Annotated in this window: 14 protein-coding genes; 1 reads left to right on the plus strand and 13 read right to left on the minus strand. The window is 70.9% G+C overall.

Annotation, left to right across the window (positions count from 1 at the left end; genetic code table 11):
- Positions 1-98: 98 nt before the first annotated feature.
- The 3 genes from metE to hflX all read right to left on the minus strand — a co-directional run bounded on the left by metE (position 99) and on the right by hflX (position 5,204).
- Positions 99-2,468 (minus strand): 5-methyltetrahydropteroyltriglutamate--homocysteine S-methyltransferase, encoded by a 2,370-nt coding sequence (gene metE, locus GQQ95_RS13065; RefSeq protein ID WP_157428109.1) that lies wholly within the window; start codon positions 2,466-2,468, stop codon positions 99-101.
- A complete protein-coding gene (locus GQQ95_RS13070; RefSeq protein WP_157428110.1) occupies positions 2,465-3,448 on the minus strand; it encodes a methylenetetrahydrofolate reductase in 984 nt (327 codons plus the stop codon). Before GQQ95_RS13070 ends, metE begins: the two co-directional genes overlap by 4 nt.
- 232 nt (positions 3,449-3,680) lie before the next feature.
- Complete coding sequence (hflX, locus tag GQQ95_RS13075; RefSeq protein ID WP_157428111.1) at positions 3,681-5,204, minus strand: GTPase HflX; 1,524 nt, start codon at positions 5,202-5,204, stop codon at positions 3,681-3,683.
- Between the two features lie 90 nt (positions 5,205-5,294).
- Here hflX and GQQ95_RS13080 point away from each other — a divergent pair, with 90 nt between their 5' ends.
- A complete protein-coding gene (locus tag GQQ95_RS13080; RefSeq protein WP_157428112.1) occupies positions 5,295-5,906 on the plus strand; it encodes a class I SAM-dependent methyltransferase in 612 nt (203 codons plus the stop codon).
- Positions 5,907-5,955: 49 nt separating this feature from the next.
- On the opposite strand, the gene dapF is transcribed toward GQQ95_RS13080, so the two are convergent.
- The 10 genes from dapF to GQQ95_RS13130 all read right to left on the minus strand — a co-directional run bounded on the left by dapF (position 5,956) and on the right by GQQ95_RS13130 (position 16,636).
- Positions 5,956-6,837, minus strand: a complete 882-nt coding sequence (dapF, locus tag GQQ95_RS13085) for a diaminopimelate epimerase (protein WP_157428113.1) — start codon at positions 6,835-6,837, stop codon at positions 5,956-5,958.
- 4 nt (positions 6,838-6,841) lie between these two features.
- The gene (gene miaA, locus GQQ95_RS13090; protein ID WP_157428114.1) at positions 6,842-7,762 is read right to left on the minus strand and encodes a tRNA (adenosine(37)-N6)-dimethylallyltransferase MiaA; all 921 of its coding nucleotides are present in this window, start codon (positions 7,760-7,762) and stop codon (positions 6,842-6,844) included.
- Positions 7,763-7,778: 16 nt separating this feature from the next.
- Positions 7,779-9,398, minus strand: a complete 1,620-nt coding sequence (miaB, locus tag GQQ95_RS13095; protein ID WP_157428115.1) for a tRNA (N6-isopentenyl adenosine(37)-C2)-methylthiotransferase MiaB — start codon at positions 9,396-9,398, stop codon at positions 7,779-7,781.
- A 12-nt stretch (positions 9,399-9,410) separates the two neighbouring features.
- Complete coding sequence (locus GQQ95_RS13100; RefSeq protein ID WP_157428116.1) at positions 9,411-10,223, minus strand: regulatory protein RecX; 813 nt, start codon at positions 10,221-10,223, stop codon at positions 9,411-9,413.
- A gap of 84 nt (positions 10,224-10,307) precedes the next feature.
- Positions 10,308-11,390, minus strand: a complete 1,083-nt coding sequence (gene recA / locus GQQ95_RS13105; RefSeq protein WP_157428117.1) for a recombinase RecA — start codon at positions 11,388-11,390, stop codon at positions 10,308-10,310.
- Positions 11,391-11,698: 308 nt separating this feature from the next.
- Entirely contained in the window at positions 11,699-11,944 is a 246-nt protein-coding gene (locus GQQ95_RS13110) for a DUF3046 domain-containing protein (RefSeq protein WP_157428118.1), read from the minus strand.
- A 70-nt stretch (positions 11,945-12,014) separates the two neighbouring features.
- A complete protein-coding gene (locus GQQ95_RS13115) occupies positions 12,015-12,323 on the minus strand; it encodes a helix-turn-helix domain-containing protein (protein ID WP_156999602.1) in 309 nt (102 codons plus the stop codon).
- Between the two features lie 211 nt (positions 12,324-12,534).
- Positions 12,535-13,035 carry a CinA family protein gene (locus GQQ95_RS13120; protein WP_246205490.1) on the minus strand — a complete coding sequence of 167 codons (501 nt, stop codon included), beginning with the start codon at positions 13,033-13,035 and terminating at the stop codon, positions 12,535-12,537.
- 1 nt (position 13,036) lies between these two features.
- Positions 13,037-13,639, minus strand: a complete 603-nt coding sequence (gene pgsA, locus GQQ95_RS13125) for a CDP-diacylglycerol--glycerol-3-phosphate 3-phosphatidyltransferase (RefSeq protein WP_157428119.1) — start codon at positions 13,637-13,639, stop codon at positions 13,037-13,039.
- A gap of 78 nt (positions 13,640-13,717) precedes the next feature.
- Positions 13,718-16,636 (minus strand): FtsK/SpoIIIE family DNA translocase, encoded by a 2,919-nt coding sequence (locus GQQ95_RS13130; RefSeq protein ID WP_157428120.1) that lies wholly within the window; start codon positions 16,634-16,636, stop codon positions 13,718-13,720.
- Positions 16,637-16,669 lie beyond the last annotated feature (33 nt).

Consider the following 16,669-nt stretch of genomic DNA (forward strand, 5'->3'; position numbering starts at 1 on the left):
GGAGTCAGCCGGGCATTAGCGTGAGACAAGAGAGACCTCCGTGCGTTCGAGCTGAAGAACTAGACAGCTCCAACTCGACCCCGGAGGTCTCTCCTACGTCAACAACGATCCGGGTCAGTACAGCTAGACCCCGACGATTCCCGTCCCACGTGGGCACGGACCTCGTTCGTGGCGGCGACGAGGTTCTCGAGCGAGGCCACCGTCTCGTCATAGCCGCGCGTCTTCAACCCGCAGTCGGGGTTCACCCAGAGCCGCGTCACGGGGATCTCGCCGACGGCGCGCTCGAGGAGCGCGGTCACCTCGTCGACGCTCGGCACGCGTGGCGAGTGGATGTCGTAGACGCCCGGCCCGATGCCGTGGTCGAATCCGCTCGACGCGAGGTCGTCCACGACCTCCATCCGGCTGCGCGCCGCCTCGATCGAGGTGACATCCGCATCGAGGTTCCGGATGGCGTCGATCACGACGCCGAACTCCGAGTAGCAGAGGTGCGTGTGGACCTGCGTTCCGGATGCCGCGCCAGCCGTCGCCAGTCGGAAGGAGCCGACCGACCAGTCGAGGTACTCGGGCTGGTCGGCGCGCTTCAGCGGGAGGAGCTCGCGGAGGGCGGGCTCGTCCACCTGGATGATGCGGATGCCCGCGCCCTCGAGGTCCGAGATCTCGTCGCGGAGGGCGAGCGCGACCTGGCGGGCGGTGTCCCCGAGCGGCAGGTCGTCGCGCACGAAGGACCACGCGAGGATCGTCACCGGACCGGTGAGCATGCCCTTGACCGGCTTCTCGGTGAGCGACTGCGCGTAGCTCGACCATTCGACGGTCATGGGCGCCGGCCGGGACACGTCGCCCCAGAGGATCGACGGGCGGGTGCACCTCGACCCGTACGACTGGACCCAGCCGTTCGCGGTGACCGCGAACCCGTCGAGGAGCTCGGCGAAGTACTGCACCATGTCGTTCCGCTCCGGTTCGCCATGCACCAGCACGTCGAGCCCGATGCGTTCCTGCAGGCGGATGACGCGTTCGATCTCCTCGCGCATCCGAGCCGTGTACTCCTCGGCCTGGAGGCTGCCGTTCACCAGTCCGGCCCGGGCACGCCGGATCTCCGCGGTCTGCGGGAACGAGCCGATCGTCGTGGTCGGCAGGCCGGGCAGGCCGAGGGACTCCTGGGCCTCGACGCGCTCGGCGTAGGGGGCACGTGAGAAGTCGTCGCGATCGAGCCCGGCGAGGCGATCGCGCACCGCGGCGACGCGCACGCCGGGTGCCTCCGCGCGATCGGCCAGGGCGGCGGATGCCGCGTCGAGCTCGCGCTCGATCGCGGGCCGCCCCTCGGCGAGGCCCCGCGCGAGCACCGCGACCTGGGCGACCTTCTGGTCGGCGAACGCGAGCCAGCTCGCGAGCCGGGGGTCGAGCTGCGGCTCGTCCTCGAGGTCGTGGGGCACGTGCAGCAGCGAGGTCGACGTGGAGACGGCCACGGAGCCCGTGATGGAACGCACCGCCTCGGCGCGCTCGAGCGTCGCGGCGAGGTCGCCCCGCCAGACGTTGTGCCCGTCGACCACGCCGGCGACCAGCGTCTTCGCCGCGAGCGACTCCGCGGTCGCGGGGTCGAACGCGGCGGGCAGGGCGCCTCGGACGAGGTCGAGTCCGATCGCCTCGACCGGCGTCGCGGCCAGCGCGGGCAGTGCCTCGTCGAGCGAGCCGTACGGGGCCGCGACGAAGATCGCGGGCCTGCGTTCCAAGGCGCCGAGCGCGCCGTACGCCGTGCGGGCGGCGTCCACGAGACGCGCGCGGCTCTCGTCGAGGCTCTCGCTCACGAGCGCGGGCTCGTCGAGCTGCACCCAGTGGGCGCCCGCCTCGCCGAGCCGCTCCAGCAGCCGCGCGTAGACGGGGAGGAGGTCGTCGAGGCGATCGAGCGGTCGGAACCCGTCGGGCGCGTCATCCGCGGCCTTGGCGAGCGCGAGGAACGTGACCGGGCCGACGATGACGGGCCGGGTGAGGTAGCCGGCGGCGCGCGCCTCGGCGAAGGTGCCGAGGATGCGTTCCGCGTGCAGTGCGAAGGAGGTCGCGGGCGAGATCTCGGGAACCAGGTAGTGGTAGTTCGAGTCGAACCACTTCGTCATCTCGAGCGGCGCCTGCTCCCCTTCGCCGCGGGCGATGGTGAAGAGGGCGGCGAGATCCGCTCGTCCCTCGTCGTCGAGCAGGTGCGCGAATCGCTCGGGAATCGCGCCGACGGCGACCGCGGTGTCGAGGACCTGGTCGTAGTACGAGAACGACTCGGGGATCGAGGAGTCGTCACGGCCGAGGCCGAGCCCGGCGAGGCGCTCACGGGTCGCGGCGCGCAGCTCGGCGGCGGCATGCTCGAGTTCCTCCGCGTCGATCCGGCCGGCCCAGAACGCCTCGACGGCGCGCTTCAGCTCGCGGCGCCGCCCGATGCGCGGGTACCCGATGATCGTGCCGGTGGGGAAGGTGCGTGCGGTCATCGTCTGTCGACGTTCCTCTCGTTGGTGGTCTTCGGCACGAGCCCGAGGCGGTCGACGACGTCGAGCACGGCCTCGTGGCGGTTGTACGTGTACAGGTGCAGGCCGGGCGCCCCTCCGGCGAGCACGTCGGCGGCCAGGCGGGCGGCGAAGGCGATGCCGATGTCGGTCTGGCCCGTGGCATCCGGCTCGATCTCGAGGGCGATGGAGAACTCGGCCGGCGGCTCGACCCCGGTCAGCTCGGTCAGGCGCGCCAGCCGGGCCGGACTCGTCGTCGGCATGATGCCCGGCAGGATCGGCATGGTCACGCCGGCCGCGCGAGCGCGTTCGACGAAGCCGAGGTAGTCGTCGGCCACCCAGAACAGCTGCGTGATGGCGAGGTTGGCACCCGCGACCTGCTTCGCGAGGAGGATGTCGACGTCCTGCGAGAGGTCGCGCGAGCGCGGGTGGCCGTTCGGGAAGGCCGCGACGGCGACGCGGGTGCTGCTGGCCCGAGCGCGGATCCGCGCGGCTCCCGGCGTACCCGGCACGTCGACCTGCCGGAACGGCTCGCGCTCCTGCTGCACCCGGTGGATGAGCTGGACGAGCTCGGCCGCGGTCGCGAGGTCTCCGAGCGGTGCATCGGGGTCCGCTCCGGCGGGCGGATCGCCCCGCAGCGCGAGGAAGCTGCGGATGCCGGCGTCGAGGAACCTGCGCACGAGTTCGTTGGCCTCGGCGTGCGAGGACCCGACGCACGTCAGGTGGGCCATCGGCTCGACGTCGGTGTGGTCGAGGATGTAGCGCAGGACCGTCAGCGACCGATCGCGTGAGGATCCGCCGGCGCCGAAGGTGACGGAGATGAACGCCGGGTCGACCTGCACGAGCCGGTCGATCGTGCGGCCGAGCGCCATCGCGGCGGCATCCGTACGCGGTGGATACAGCTCGAACGAGAGCGGCGTGGTGCTCGCACCCGTGCCGGTCGTTCCGCTGCCGTGCTGCGCCATGCTCTGCTCCCCGGTAGACACCGTGAGGCGGGGCGGGCACACAGGCCGCGTACCCCGGCCGTCACGGCTGGTGGTCTCGCGGGCGGGTGCCGGGCTCGGCTGTCGCTCCAAGTGGCCGGCGTCGAGCCGGGCACGTTTCGATCACTTGCGACCCTACGCGGATGTCACCGCAGCGCGCATCGGTTGTGACGCACTTTGACGCACCGTGTCATCGAACGTCGCGGGAGCGACCTCAGGCGTGGGCGGATGCCGCCGAGAAGACGTCGAGTTGCGCGGCCTGCTCGGGCGAGGCGAGCGCCCGCACCCTCGTGCCGCCCTCGACGTACTCGGTCGAGATGACGCGGCCCGTCTCGTGCAGCGCCGAGACCACGTCGCCGCGGTCGTAGGGCACGAGCAGGTCGATCTCGACGGAGGGGTCGGGCAGCATGCGGGTGATCGCGGCGAGCACCTCGTCGATGCCCTCTCCCGTGCGAGCCGACGCGAACACCGCATCGGGTGCGAGCCCGCGCAGGACGAGGCGCTGCTCGGGATCGACGAGATCGGACTTGTTGAAGACGATGAGCTCGGGGATGTCACGCGCACCGACGTCGCCGATCACGTCGCGGACCGTCGCGATCTGCCCGGCGGGGTCGGGGTGGGCGGCGTCGACGACGTGCACGATGAGGTCGGCGTCGGCGACCTCCTCGAGCGTCGATCGGAACGCCTCGACCAGCTGATGCGGGAGGTTCCGGACGAACCCGACGGTGTCGGCGATCGTGTAGATGCGGCCGTCGGCGGTCGTGTTGCGGCGGACCGTCGCATCGAGCGTCGCGAACAGTGCGTTCTCGACGAGCAGGCCCGCACCCGTGATGCGGTTCAGCAGGCTCGACTTGCCGGCGTTCGTGTACCCGGCGATGGCGACCGAGGGCACCGCGTTGCGGCGGCGGTTCGCGCGCTTCGCATCGCGGGCGGGCTTCATGCCGGCGATCTGCTTGCGGAGCTTCGCCATGCGCGAGTGGATGCGGCGACGATCCAGCTCGATCTTCGTCTCACCCGGGCCGCGCGAGCCCATGCCCGCGCCGGCGCCGCCGACCTGGCCACCGGCCTGGCGGGACATCGACTCGCCCCAGCCGCGGAGGCGGGGCAGGAGGTACTCGAGCTGTGCGAGCTCGACCTGCGCCTTGCCCTCACGACTCTTCGCGTGCTGGCTGAAGATGTCGAGGATCACCGCGGTGCGGTCGATGACCTTCACCTTGACCACGTCTTCGAGCGCGCGACGCTGGCTCGGCGCGAGCTCGGTGTCGGCGATGACCGTGTCGGCGCCGACCGCCGCGACGACATGCCGGAGTTCCTCGGCCTTGCCTCGGCCGAGGTACGTGCTGGGGTCGGGGTGCGGCCTGCGCTGGAGGAGTCCGTCGAGTACTCGGGCGCCGGCGGTCTCGGCGAGGGCGGCGAGCTCGCGCATCGAGTTCTCCGCGTCCTCCTGCGAGCCCTGCGGGTACACGCCGATGAGCACGACGTTCTCCAGCCGCAGCTGCCGGTACTCGACCTCGGTGACGTCCTCGAGCTCGGTGGAGAGCCCGGCGACGCGTCGGAGCGCGGCTCGGTCCTCACGCTCGAACTGGTCGCCGTCGGTCGTGGACGCGGCACCGGCATCAGTTCGCATGATGGCGCTGGCGTCGCCCGCGCCGAACCGCGCCACGCTCGCGCCGGACTCGGCGCTGCGCAGCACCCGGTCGACGGCGTCGTCGGTGGGGCGGTCTTCGGCTTCGTTCATTCTCTCTACCCTACTTCGCTCTGCTTCTTCGATGTTCTCCGGCGGGAACTCCTCCCGGCCGGGGCACGACAGGTGCGCTACCGTGCTGGGATGGGCTCCGACCACTACTTCTCCGCTTCGCCTCGGAGCAACGCCAAGACCCGCACCATCCGCGTCCGCCTCGTCGGGCGGGAGGTCGACCTCGTCACCTCGGGCGGCGTGTTCAGTCCCGAGCACCTCGACCAGGGCACCGCGGTGCTCCTCGACACCGTGCCCGCTCCGCCCGCGACCGGCCACCTGCTCGACCTCGGCGCCGGATGGGGACCCATCGCCCTCGCGTTGGCGCTGCAGGCTCCGGATGCCACGGTGTGGGCGGTCGACGTCAACGAGCGCGCCCTCGAACTGGTGCGTGCGAACGCCGCCCGCCTCGGCCTCGTCAATGTCAACGCGGTGACCCCCGCGGATGTTCCCGAGGACATCCGGTTCGGGGCGATCTGGTCGAACCCGCCGATCCGGGTCGGCAAGCAGGAGTTGCATGCCATGCTCTCGACGTGGCTCCCCCGGCTCGAGGAGGAAGCCACGGCGTGGCTCGTCGTCGCGAAGCACCTCGGAGCCGAGTCGCTGCAGCGGTGGCTGGCGGATGAGCTCGGCCTCGAGGTGGAGCGAGCCGAGACCTCCAAGGGCTTCCGCGTGCTCGCCGCCGGTCGGCCACTCGACGACTGAACGACGGGGTGAAGCCGCAGCCCGAGTGCGGCCCGGTGAGCCGGGTCGTTCAGGCCAGCGTGAGCACGCCGTCGAACACGAGTTCGGCCGGGCCCGAGAGTGCCGCGTGCTCGCCGTCGTCGGCATCGAACATGCGAACGCCGACGACGCCGCCCGGAACCTGGACGCGCCACTCGGTCGGCGCACCCGCTCCGGCCCAATGCCGCACGGCCAGGGCGGCCGCGACCGCACCGGTGCCGCACGAGAGCGTCTCGCCGGAGCCGCGCTCGTGGACCCGCATGCGGATGCGGCCGACGCCCGCCTCGACGAGCGGTTCGGCGGGCACCACGAACTCGACGTTCGCGCCGGCCTGCGGGACCGGGTCGAGGATGGGCAGGTAGCCGAGGTCGAGCCCGCCGAGCTCGTCGTCATCGGCCAGCGCCACGACCACGTGCGGGTTGCCGACGTCGATGCCGAGGCCGGGACGCGCCACCGGCAGTCCCTTGACGCGTACGAGCGGCTCGGAGCCGTCGAGTCGCCAGGCGCCCATGTCGACCTCGAAGCCGTGCTCGGAGTGGCTCACGCGGCGTACGCCCGCCCTCGTGCCGATGGCGAGCGACTCGCCCGGCGCGAGCTCGACGAGTCCCTGGTCGAGGAGGAACCGCGTGAAGACCCGGACGCCGTTGCCGCACATCTCGGACACGGAGCCGTCGGCGTTCCAGTAGTCCATGAACCAGGTGGCCTCCGGGTCCTCCGCGATCGCGGCGGCGCCAGCGGGCAGGCTCGCGGAGCGCACCGCGCGGATGAATCCGTCGGCCCCCACGCCGAAGTGCCGGTCGCAGACCGCGGCGATCTGCGTCGGGGTCAGCTCGGTGTCCCCGACGGGGTCGCTGAACAGCACGAAGTCGTTGCCGGTGCCGTGGCCCTTGGTGAAGCGGAGGTCGAAGGACATCTGCTCAGTCTATGGCGGACTGCCTGGCCAGCTCCGCGGCCCTGGCGGTCGGGTCCGCCGCGTCGAGCACCGTCGCCTCGCGGTAGCGCCGGAACCATCCGACCTGCCGGCGCGCATAGGTTCGCGTGAGCTGCTGCGTCTCGGCGACGGCCTCGGTTCGCGTGGCATCCCCGTGGATCTCGGCCAGAGCCTGCGCGTAGCCGATCGCGCGTCGGGCCGTCACGCCCGCCTCGAGTCCTCGCGGCACGAGCCCCCGCACCTCGTCGACGAGGCCGTCCTCGAACATGGCCGCCGCCCTCCGGTCGAGGCGCTCGACCAGCTGCGCCCGGTCGCTGCGCAGGTGCACGATGCGGTGCGGATGCCACGGCACGGGCTCCTCGGGCAGGCGGGCCGCCTTCGGCTCGCCGGTGACCTCGATCACCTCGAGCGCGCGCACGATGCGTCGCCCGTTGGCCGCATCGACGGCGGCCGCCGTCTCGGCGTCGATGGCCCGGAGCCGCGCGTGCAGCAGGCCCGGCCCGAACTCGACGAGGTCGGCCTCGAGCCGCGCCCGCACCGCGGCATCCGTGCCGGGGAACCGGAAGTCGTGGATCACCGACGAGACGTAGAGACCGGAGCCGCCGACGAGGAGCGCGACGTGCCAGCGGGACAGGATGTCCTCGATGGCGGCTCGCGCATCGCGCTGGTACGCGGCGACGGATGCCTCATCGGTGACCTCGAGCACGTCGAGCAGGTGATGCGGCACGCCCCGCCGCTCGTCGACTGCCAGCTTCGCCGTGCCGATGTCCATGCCGCGGTAGAGCTGCATGGCGTCGGCGTTGACGACCTCGGCCGGGCGTCCGGCGCGTGCGAAGGCCTCCGCGAGGTCGAGCGCGAAGTCGGACTTGCCGGTGCCGGTCGCGCCGACGACCGCGATGAGCGTCATGCCGTGCCCGCCGCGCTCAGCGGAGGTCGTCGTCGAGGTCGTAGATCGGGAAGGTCCCGAAGCCCGGCTTGATGAGCGGCTCACCCGTCGAGGGCAGCACCCTGACGGTCGGAAGGCCGAGCGAGACGCGCGCGGGTCCCCCGCCGGACTCCCCCGCACCGGTGGTCGGTGCGGATGGGACGCCGCAGCTCTCGGCCTGCGAGCGATCCCAGGCGTCGCCCGACCGGGTGCGACGAACGACGAGCGGCGATCCATCGACGGAGTCGGCGATGAGGTGGAAGGGTGCCGCCTGCGTGATCGTGACGGAGACCACGTCACCCGGGCGCGGGACCTCGGAGCCCGCGGGCACCTCGAAGTGCACGAGCCTGCTGTCTTCGGCCCGCCCGCTGAGGCGATGCGTCTCGGCGTCCTTCTTGCCTTCGCCCGTGGACACGAGCACCTCGACCGCGCGGCCGACGAGCTTCTGGTTCTCCTCCCAGGAGATGCGGTCCTGCAGGGCCGTGAGGCGCTCGTAGCGCTCCTGGACGACCTCCTTCGGTACCTGGTCCTCCATCGTCGCCGCGGGCGTGCCGGGCCGGATCGAGTACTGGAACGTGAACGCCGAGGCGAAGCGTGCCGCCTCCACCACGCGCATGGTCTCGAGGAAGTCCGCCTCGGTCTCGCCGGGGAACCCGACGATGATGTCGGTCGAGATCGCCGCGTTCGGGATCTTCGCGCGCACGCGGTCGAGGATGCCGAGGAACTTCTCCGAGCGGTAGGAGCGGCGCATCGCCTTCAGGACGCGATCGGAGCCCGACTGCAACGGCATGTGCAGCTGGGGCATGACCGCGGGCGTCTCGGCCATCGCGTCGATGACGTCATCGGTGAAGGCGGCCGGATGCGGGCTCGTGAAGCGGATGCGCTCGAGGCCCTCGATGCGACCGGCAGCCCGCAACAGCTTGCCGAACGCCTGCCGGTCGCCGAACTCGACCCCGTACGAGTTGACGTTCTGGCCGAGCAGCGTCACCTCCATGGCGCCGTCGTCGACCAGGGCCTGCACCTCGGCGAGGATCTCGCCCGGCCGGCGGTCCTTCTCCTTCCCGCGGAGCGCGGGGACGATGCAGAACGTGCACGTGTTGTTGCAGCCCACCGAGATCGAGACCCAGCCGCTGTACGTCGAGTCGCGCTTGGTGGGCAGCGTCGAGGGGAACACCTCGAGGGCGTCGAGGATCTCGAGCTGCGCCTCCTCGTTGTGGCGGGCACGCTCGAGCAGGCTCGGCAGCGAGCCCATGTTGTGCGTGCCGAAGACGACGTCGACCCACGGCGCCTTCTCGAGGATGACGTTCTTGTCCTTCTGGGCGAGACATCCGCCGACCGCGATCTGCATGCCGGCGTGGCGTCGCTTGACCCCGGCGAGGTGCCCGAGGTTGCCGTAGAGCTTGTTGTCGGCGTTCTCGCGCACGGCGCACGTGTTGATCACGACGATGTCGGGCTCCGCACCATCTGCCGGGACGTAGCCGGCGGCTTCGAGCGAGCCGGACAGCCGCTCGGAGTCGTGGACGTTCATCTGGCAGCCGAACGTCCGCACCTCGTAGGTGCGCGGCACGGCTGCCGCCTCGTGGGCCTCGGCTGCCGAGACGTCGTCGATGATGCTCATGATGACCCCAGTTTACGAGCCCCGGGGCGCCAGAGCCTCCGCCACCACCTCGCGGATGACCTCACCCGAGTACCCGCGGCGTTGCAGGAAGGCGGAGAGCCGCCGCTCGGCCACCGGTCGCTCGAGCCCCTGAAGCTGGCGCGCACGGCGTTCGGCGACGGTGCGGGCATTCTCGAGTTCGGTCTCGGGGTCGAGGCCCTCGATCGCCGCACGCGCCGCCTCGGCGTCGACGCCGCGCCTCGTCAACTCCTGGAGGACGGCGCCGCTGCCCTTGCCACGCCGCCCGGCGCTCACGTGCACGAGCTGCTCGGCGAGCCGCGCATCGTCGAGGTATCCGAAGCGCTCGTATCGCTCGATCCACTCCTCGACCTCGACCTGGTCGAGCCCGTGCTCGACGAGCACCGAGCGCACCTCGGCGACCGACAGTGCCGAACGACGAAGGCGCGAGACGATGAGGCGGTCGATGCGGTCGTCGCGCTCGGGCCCGGTCTCGACGTCGACCTCGTCGTCATCGACGTCGACGCCCTGCGCCTGACGGCCGGCGAACGACGTGTTCGCAGCCGTACGGGCGCCTCTGCCGAAGGAGCGAGCGTCCTTGGAACGTGGCGCCGGTCCCCTGTCTGAACGCTGCCGGCGCGAGGAGCCGGCCGAGCCGGAGGAGCCGCTCTCCTCCTCGGAGCCGGGCTCGTGCATGGCATCGAGCCGTGCGCCATCGCCGGTTCCCGTGCCGTCGCCGCGGCTCCGACCGGGAGCTCGATGATCGTCGTCGGGTGTCGCCCAGGGCAGGTACGAGACCGGGGCGATGTGCTCTGTTGCGTCGCTCATTCATGCTCCCGGTCTCGTGCCGTCGCGCTGTGGACGGACCCCTGATCGTTCATGCAGCCGCTGCCACGCGCAGGCTGCGTCGACTCACGCGCCCTTGCGCGCGAGCTTCGGCTGGATGATGGGCTCGACCTTGGCCACCGCCCCGGCAGCACCGGCAGCAGCAGCACCGGCAGCACCGATGCCGAGCTTGACGAGGATCTTCGTCTCGATGTCGGCTGCGATGTCGGGGTTGGAGAGCAGGAAGTTTCGAGCGTTCTCCTTGCCCTGGCCGAGCTGGTCGCCGTCGTAGGTGTACCAGGCGCCGGACTTCTTGACGATGCCCTGGTCGACGCCGTAGTCGATGAGGCTGCCCTCTCGAGAGATGCCAACGCCGTACAGGATGTCGAACTCGGCCTGCTTGAAGGGCGGCGCCATCTTGTTCTTGACGACCTTCACGCGCGTGCGGTTGCCCACCGCCTCGGTGCCGTCCTTGAGGGTCTCGATCCGACGGATGTCGAGACGAACCGACGCGTAGAACTTGAGCGCCTTGCCGCCCGCGGTCGTCTCGGGGCTGCCGAAGAAGACGCCGATCTTCTCTCGCAGCTGGTTGATGAAGATCATCGTCGTGTTGGTCTGGTTGAGGCCACCGGTGAGCTTGCGGAGCGCCTGCGACATGAGTCGAGCCTGCAGGCCCACGTGCGAGTCGCCCATCTCGCCCTCGATCTCGGCGCGGGGCACGAGCGCGGCGACGGAGTCGATGACGATGAGGTCGATGGAACCGGATCGGACGAGCATGTCGGCGATCTCGAGCGCCTGCTCGCCGGTGTCGGGCTGCGACACCAGGAGCGCGTCGATGTCGACGCCGAGCTTCTTGGCGTACTCGGGGTCGAGGGCATGCTCTGCGTCGACGAACGCGGCGATGCCGCCGGCGCGCTGTGCATTGGCGATCGCGTGGAGCGTGAGCGTGGTCTTGCCCGAGGACTCGGGACCGTAGATCTCGATGATGCGGCCACGGGGCAGCCCGCCGACGCCGAGTGCGACGTCGAGCGCGATCGAGCCGGTGGGGATGACCTCGACCGGTGCGCGGTCTTCGCTGCCGAGTCGCATCACCGAGCCCTTGCCGAACTGGCGGTCGATCTGGGCGAGTGCGGTTTCGAGGGCCTTCTCGCGGTCTACTGCTGATGGCATGGTGGCTCCTTTGGTGTGATGCGGCTGCCTCTAGGCTGTCGTTGCTCGTGCGGGCCGTGGCCCGCACGCCTGGCGACAAGGCGGTTGCGGTGTGTTCCGACATCTGAACCGTATGGCCGGCCACCGACATCCGGTCGGGCGAACCGCCCGGATGTGGAGAGCCGCGTCGAAGCTCCTGCTGTTGAGGAGCCTACTGCAGGAACCGAACACGTGTTCGAACGACGCGCCGCGTGTCGAACACCCCTTCGGCAGGGAGCCGCGACGCCGACCGCCTCACCGCCTGCGCGACGCCGCGCTCGCGCGACCGCTCATCGCGAGCGGCTCGCACCCGCATCGCCGGGCGCGGGACGGCCTGCACCGTGTCGGCGCTCCTCCGGCACATCCGTCGCGTCGCACAGGGCGAACCACACGGTGCGCGCGGGCACGCCCGCGGCGAGCGCCTCACGCGCCGTACGACCGCCGACACCGGCCAGTGCGAGATCGGTGACCACCACGGCGCCGTAGGCGGGCCCGAACTCCTGGTCGACCGCGAACTGGAACTCGCTCAGCTTCACAACTGCTCCTGGAACGAACGAACGATCGGCCGGTCCGAGGACCGGCCGATCGAGATCGAAAACGTGGGGTTCAGCGCACCATCATGCCCGCGTCGAACTCGGCCACGAGCTCGTCGGGAAGGCTGTCGGGCACGACCGAGAGGCTCTCGAGCACTGCGAGGCGGTCTCCGACCTCGTGCATGATCACCGAGATGGGCGTGTCGAGGGCCTCGGCGACCGAGGCGAGGATCTCGGAGGAGGCCTCCTTCTGGCCGCGCTCCACCTCGCTCAGATACCCGAGCGCGACGCTCGCCTTGGACGCGACCTGACGAAGGGTGCGACCCTTCTGCAGCCGGAAGTCCCTCAGAACATCGCCGATCTCCTGTCGAACCAGAACCATCGGGAACCTCCTTCGTACTGCCTACGACTCCGCCGGAGCCAGAAACGGGAGCGTCAGTCTACCTGAAACTCTGTGCTTCCAACCTAGCGTCGCACACTGGGGCTTTCGTGTGAACCTGCGAGATGTAACAGGGTCTTCACGATCGGTATTCCGTCCACCGCCACATCGATCAGGATCCCGCGATCGCATGCCCGGGGCGTCCCGCGAGACGTCAGATCCGTGCGAGCACGGCCAGGATCGCCGCGTCGACGGTAGCCCGCCTGATGGCATCGCGGCCACCGGCGAGCTCGAGTTCGACGGCGTCCACCCGCCCGCCGATCGCCACGCCGACGAACACGGTTCCGGGAGACCTGCCGTCCTGCGGATCGGGGCCCGCCACGCCGGTCGTGGCCAGGCCGACGTCGGTCGGCCGGCCGTCGAGGGCCAGTGCGAACCGCACGCCGTCGGCCATCTGCCGTGCCACCTCGGCATGCACGGCGCCCTCGCGGGCGAGCAGCTCGGACGAGACGCCGAGCAGCGCGTGCTTGACCGGCGTCGCATAGGCGACGACGCCCCCCGACACGACGACCGAGGCGCCGGGAACGCTCGTGAGCTCGGCCGCCACGAGGCCGCCGGTCAGCGACTCGGCCACCGCGATGCGCAGGCCGCGGGCGGTGAGCTCCGCGATCAGCCGGGCGGCCGATGCGCCCTGCGGCGACATCCGCTCGCTCATCTCATGAGGAGGCGCGACCGCTGCGTGCAAGGAGCACGGCGTCGCGGACGTAGAGCAGGCCCGACCAGAGCGTCAGCACGACGGCCGCGGTCATGAGGATGCCGTTCAGCCAGTGCACCCACTCGCCGAACACGGTCCAGAGCGGGACGAGGGCGAACGAGATCGCCACGGCCTGCACGACGGTCTTCAACTTGCCGCCGGATGACGCGGGCACGACGTTTCCGCGACGGAGCTCGATGAGCCGCCAGACCGTGATGCCGACCTCCCGCACGACGATGATCGCCGTGACCCACCACGGCAGCTCGCCGAGGATCGACAGGCATACGAGCGCGCCGCTCGTGAGGAGCTTGTCGGCGATCGGGTCGAGGATCTTGCCGAGGTCGGTGACGAGTCCGCGCGAGCGCGCGATGTGGCCGTCGATGCCGTCGGTCGCGATCGCGATGATGAACAGCGCAGCGGCGGCCCAGCGCAGCCAGCCGTCGGCTCCGTCGTCGACGAGCAGCATCCAGAAGAAGATCGGCGCGAGGATGATGCGCACGATCGTGATCGCGTTCGGAAGGTTCCAGTTCGCCGATCGCCCGGTGCTTCCGGCGGAGGAGGTCATACTCCACAGAATACCGGCCGGGCCTGCACCTCGGACGCCCACCGTGCACGCGCGCCGTCGAACGCGCTGCACGGACGGTCAGTCCCGACCGGTGAGCCCCCACGCGTCTTCGTCGGCGTCGCCGTCGACCTCGGGCAGCCCCTGGGTCGCGCGAGCGACCGGGTCGTCGTCGTACCGGTCGTCTGGTGCACCGTAGCCGTCGTCGGCCGACTGCGCCGCCTGGGGCGCACCCGTCGGCTGGGCCGGCGTCGCCGGTCGCGGCGCCGGCGCTCCCGCGGCGGGCTCGCCCCGCAGTCGCGCGAGCACGTCGGGCAGCTGTTCGGCGGTGGCGAGCACGTCGCGCGCCTTCGACCCCTCGGACGGGCCGACGATCTCGCGCGACTCGAGGAGGTCCATGAGGCGACCGGCCTTGGCGAAGCCCACCCGGAGCTTGCGCTGGAGCATCGACGTCGACCCGAACTGCGTCGAGACGATGAGCTCGGCCGCCGCGAGCAGCAGCTCGAGGTCGTCTCCGATGTCGGCGTCGATCTCCTTCTTCTCGACGGATGCCGCGACATCCTGTCGGTACTCGGGCCTGGCCTGTCTCGTGACGTGCTTGACGACCTTCTCGATCTCGGCCTCGCTCACCCACGCACCCTGTACGCGGACCGGCTTGGACGCGCCCATCGGGAGGAAGAGGCCGTCGCCCTGGCCGATGAGCTTGTCGGCGCCCGGCTGGTCGAGGATGACGCGCGAGTCGGTGACGCTCGTGACCGCGAACGCGAGGCGCGACGGCACGTTGGCCTTGATGAGGCCCGTCACGACGTCGACCGAGGGCCGCTGCGTCGCGAGGACGAGGTGGATGCCGGATGCACGGGCGAGCTGCGTGATGCGCACGATCGAGTCCTCGACGTCGCGCGGTGCGACCATCATCAGGTCGGCCAGCTCGTCGACGACCACGAGCAGGTACGGATACGGCTTCAGCTTGCGCTCGCTCCCGGGCGGCAGCACGATCTCGTCGTTCACGACGGCCTTGTTGAAGTCGTCGATGTGGCGGAATCCGAACGACGCGAGGTCGTCGTACCGCATGTCCATCTCCTTCACGACCCACTGCAGTGCCTCTGCGGCCTTCTTGGGGTTCGTGATGATGGGCGTGATGAGGTGCGGCACGCCCGCGTACGGTGCGAGCTCGACGCGCTTCGGGTCGATGAGCACCATGCGCACGTCGGCCGGCTTGGCGCGCATGAGGAGCGAGGTGATCATCGAGTTGACGAAGCTGGACTTGCCCGAGCCCGTCGAGCCGGCGACCAGGAGGTGCGGCATCTTGGCGAGGTTGGCGACGACATGGCCGCCGCCGACGTCCTTGCCGACGCCGATGGTCATCGGGTGCTTCGCGTTCACCGCCGCCGTGGAGCGGAGGATGTCGCCGAGCGTCACGATCTCGCGGTCGGCGTTCGGGATCTCGACGCCGATGGCGCTCTTGCCCGGGATCGGCGAGAGGATGCGCACCTCGTTGGAGGCCACGGCGTAGGCGAGGTTCTTCGAAAGCGCGATGACCCGCTCGACCTTGACGCCCGGGCCGAGCTCGATCTCGTACTGCGTGACGGTCGGGCCTCGCGAGAATCCCGTGACCTTCGCGTCGACGCCGAACTGGTCGAGCACGCCCGTGATCTGGCGCACGACCTCGTCGTTGGCGGCTGAACGCGACTTCGCGGGCGCACCGGCGGCGAGCGTCGACGAGGCGGGCAGGTTGTAGGGGCGGTCGGGCTCGGATGCCGCGGGCTCGCCGATCGGCGGGAGCGCCCCCCCGGGTGCACCCGAGAGGTCGTCGGACGCGTCGTCGAAGACGGCGAGCACGCCGGTGGCGCCGGCGTCGTCACCGCGGAGCCCGGTGCCCCCGCGCGCGACGTCGCCCGTGAACGCGTGCAGGGCGGACTCGGCGCGCTCGAGGTCGCCGATGACCTCGCTGCCGTAGCCGGCCGGGCCGCCCACGCCCTCGATCGGAGACTCGAAGCTGCCGGCGGCGGACTCGGCGCCGAAGACCGCGGTGATCCCGTCCGCGCCGGGTGCGGCGAACTCGGGATCGACCTCGCGGTTGGAGTCGTTGCGCCGCCACCACGGCAGCATGCCGCCCTTGGCCGTCGGGTCCTCGTCGTCGGCGGCATCCAGCGCCTCGATGCCGTCGAGCTCCACCGGCACGGACTTGCGGCCGCGACGCGGCTTCTCGGCCTTCTCGGGCGCGACGGCCTCGGCCGGCTCGGGCTCGCCGAACAGCCACGCGTACAGCTCGCGGAGGCGCGACGGGATGCGGTTCGGCGGCGTCTTGGTCATGATGAGCACCGACAGGAGCAGCAGCACGATGACGACGGCGGTCGCGCCGATCGGCGTGATGAGCAGGGCGAGCGGCTCCGCCAGCATCCACCCGAGGATGCCGCCGGCTCGCGCGAGCACCGGCATGCCCTCGCTCGGGGCCGGCCTGCCGCCGAAGAGGTGGCACAGCGCCGACACCGTGAGCAGGAGGATGGCGAGCCCGATGCCGATGCGGGTGTTGTCGTGCACCGAACTGGGGTGCCGGAACAGCCAGACGGCGAACACGAGCATGATGACGGGCAGCGCGAAGGCCACCCGCCCCACGAGGAGCCCGAACGTCCAGGAGTCGAGGTTCTGGGCGACCGGCTCGTTGATGAAGAACCACTCGACCACGGCGCCGGCGATCGAGAGCAGCACGAGGAAGAACGGCAGTCCGTCGCGACGCTCCTCCTTCGACAGCGTCTCGGGCCCGAGTGCGCGCGCCGCGCCGCCGGTGAAGTGCGCGAGGCCCATCCACATGCGCACGAGCACGTTCGGCCGATCGGATGCCGCGGCCTGCGCCTTCGCGCCGCCGCCCCGGGCCGTCGTCGCCGGGAGCTTCTTGGTCGGTGCGGTCCTGGAGGTCGCCGACTTCGCGGTCGACGCCTTCGAGGCCGAGCGCGAGGATGCGCTCGGGGCGCGCCCGTTCGACCTGGTGCTCGTAGCCATGCGAACTACGTTAGGGCCGACGGCCGACGTCGA

This window comes from Agromyces salentinus (genome assembly GCF_009749395.1).
Classification (GTDB): Bacteria; Actinomycetota; Actinomycetes; order Actinomycetales; family Microbacteriaceae; genus Agromyces; species Agromyces salentinus.

Coding starts and splice junctions, on each gene's coding strand:
- metE (WP_157428109.1), bottom strand. CDS start 2,468: ATGACCGCACGCACCTTCCCCACCGGCACGATCATCGGGTACCCGCGC.
- GQQ95_RS13070 (WP_157428110.1), bottom strand. CDS start 3,448: ATGGCGCAGCACGGCAGCGGAACGACCGGCACGGGTGCGAGCACCACG.
- hflX (WP_157428111.1), bottom strand. CDS start 5,204: ATGAACGAAGCCGAAGACCGCCCCACCGACGACGCCGTCGACCGGGTG.
- GQQ95_RS13080 (WP_157428112.1), top strand. CDS start 5,295: ATGGGCTCCGACCACTACTTCTCCGCTTCGCCTCGGAGCAACGCCAAG.
- dapF (WP_157428113.1), bottom strand. CDS start 6,837: ATGTCCTTCGACCTCCGCTTCACCAAGGGCCACGGCACCGGCAACGAC.
- miaA (WP_157428114.1), bottom strand. CDS start 7,762: ATGACGCTCATCGCGGTCGTCGGCGCGACCGGCACCGGCAAGTCCGAC.
- miaB (WP_157428115.1), bottom strand. CDS start 9,398: ATGAGCATCATCGACGACGTCTCGGCAGCCGAGGCCCACGAGGCGGCA.
- GQQ95_RS13100 (WP_157428116.1), bottom strand. CDS start 10,223: ATGAGCGACGCAACAGAGCACATCGCCCCGGTCTCGTACCTGCCCTGG.
- recA (WP_157428117.1), bottom strand. CDS start 11,390: ATGCCATCAGCAGTAGACCGCGAGAAGGCCCTCGAAACCGCACTCGCC.
- GQQ95_RS13115 (WP_156999602.1), bottom strand. CDS start 12,323: ATGGTTCTGGTTCGACAGGAGATCGGCGATGTTCTGAGGGACTTCCGG.
- GQQ95_RS13120 (WP_246205490.1), bottom strand. CDS start 13,035: ATGAGCGAGCGGATGTCGCCGCAGGGCGCATCGGCCGCCCGGCTGATC.
- pgsA (WP_157428119.1), bottom strand. CDS start 13,639: ATGACCTCCTCCGCCGGAAGCACCGGGCGATCGGCGAACTGGAACCTT.
- GQQ95_RS13130 (WP_157428120.1), bottom strand. CDS start 16,636: ATGGCTACGAGCACCAGGTCGAACGGGCGCGCCCCGAGCGCATCCTCG.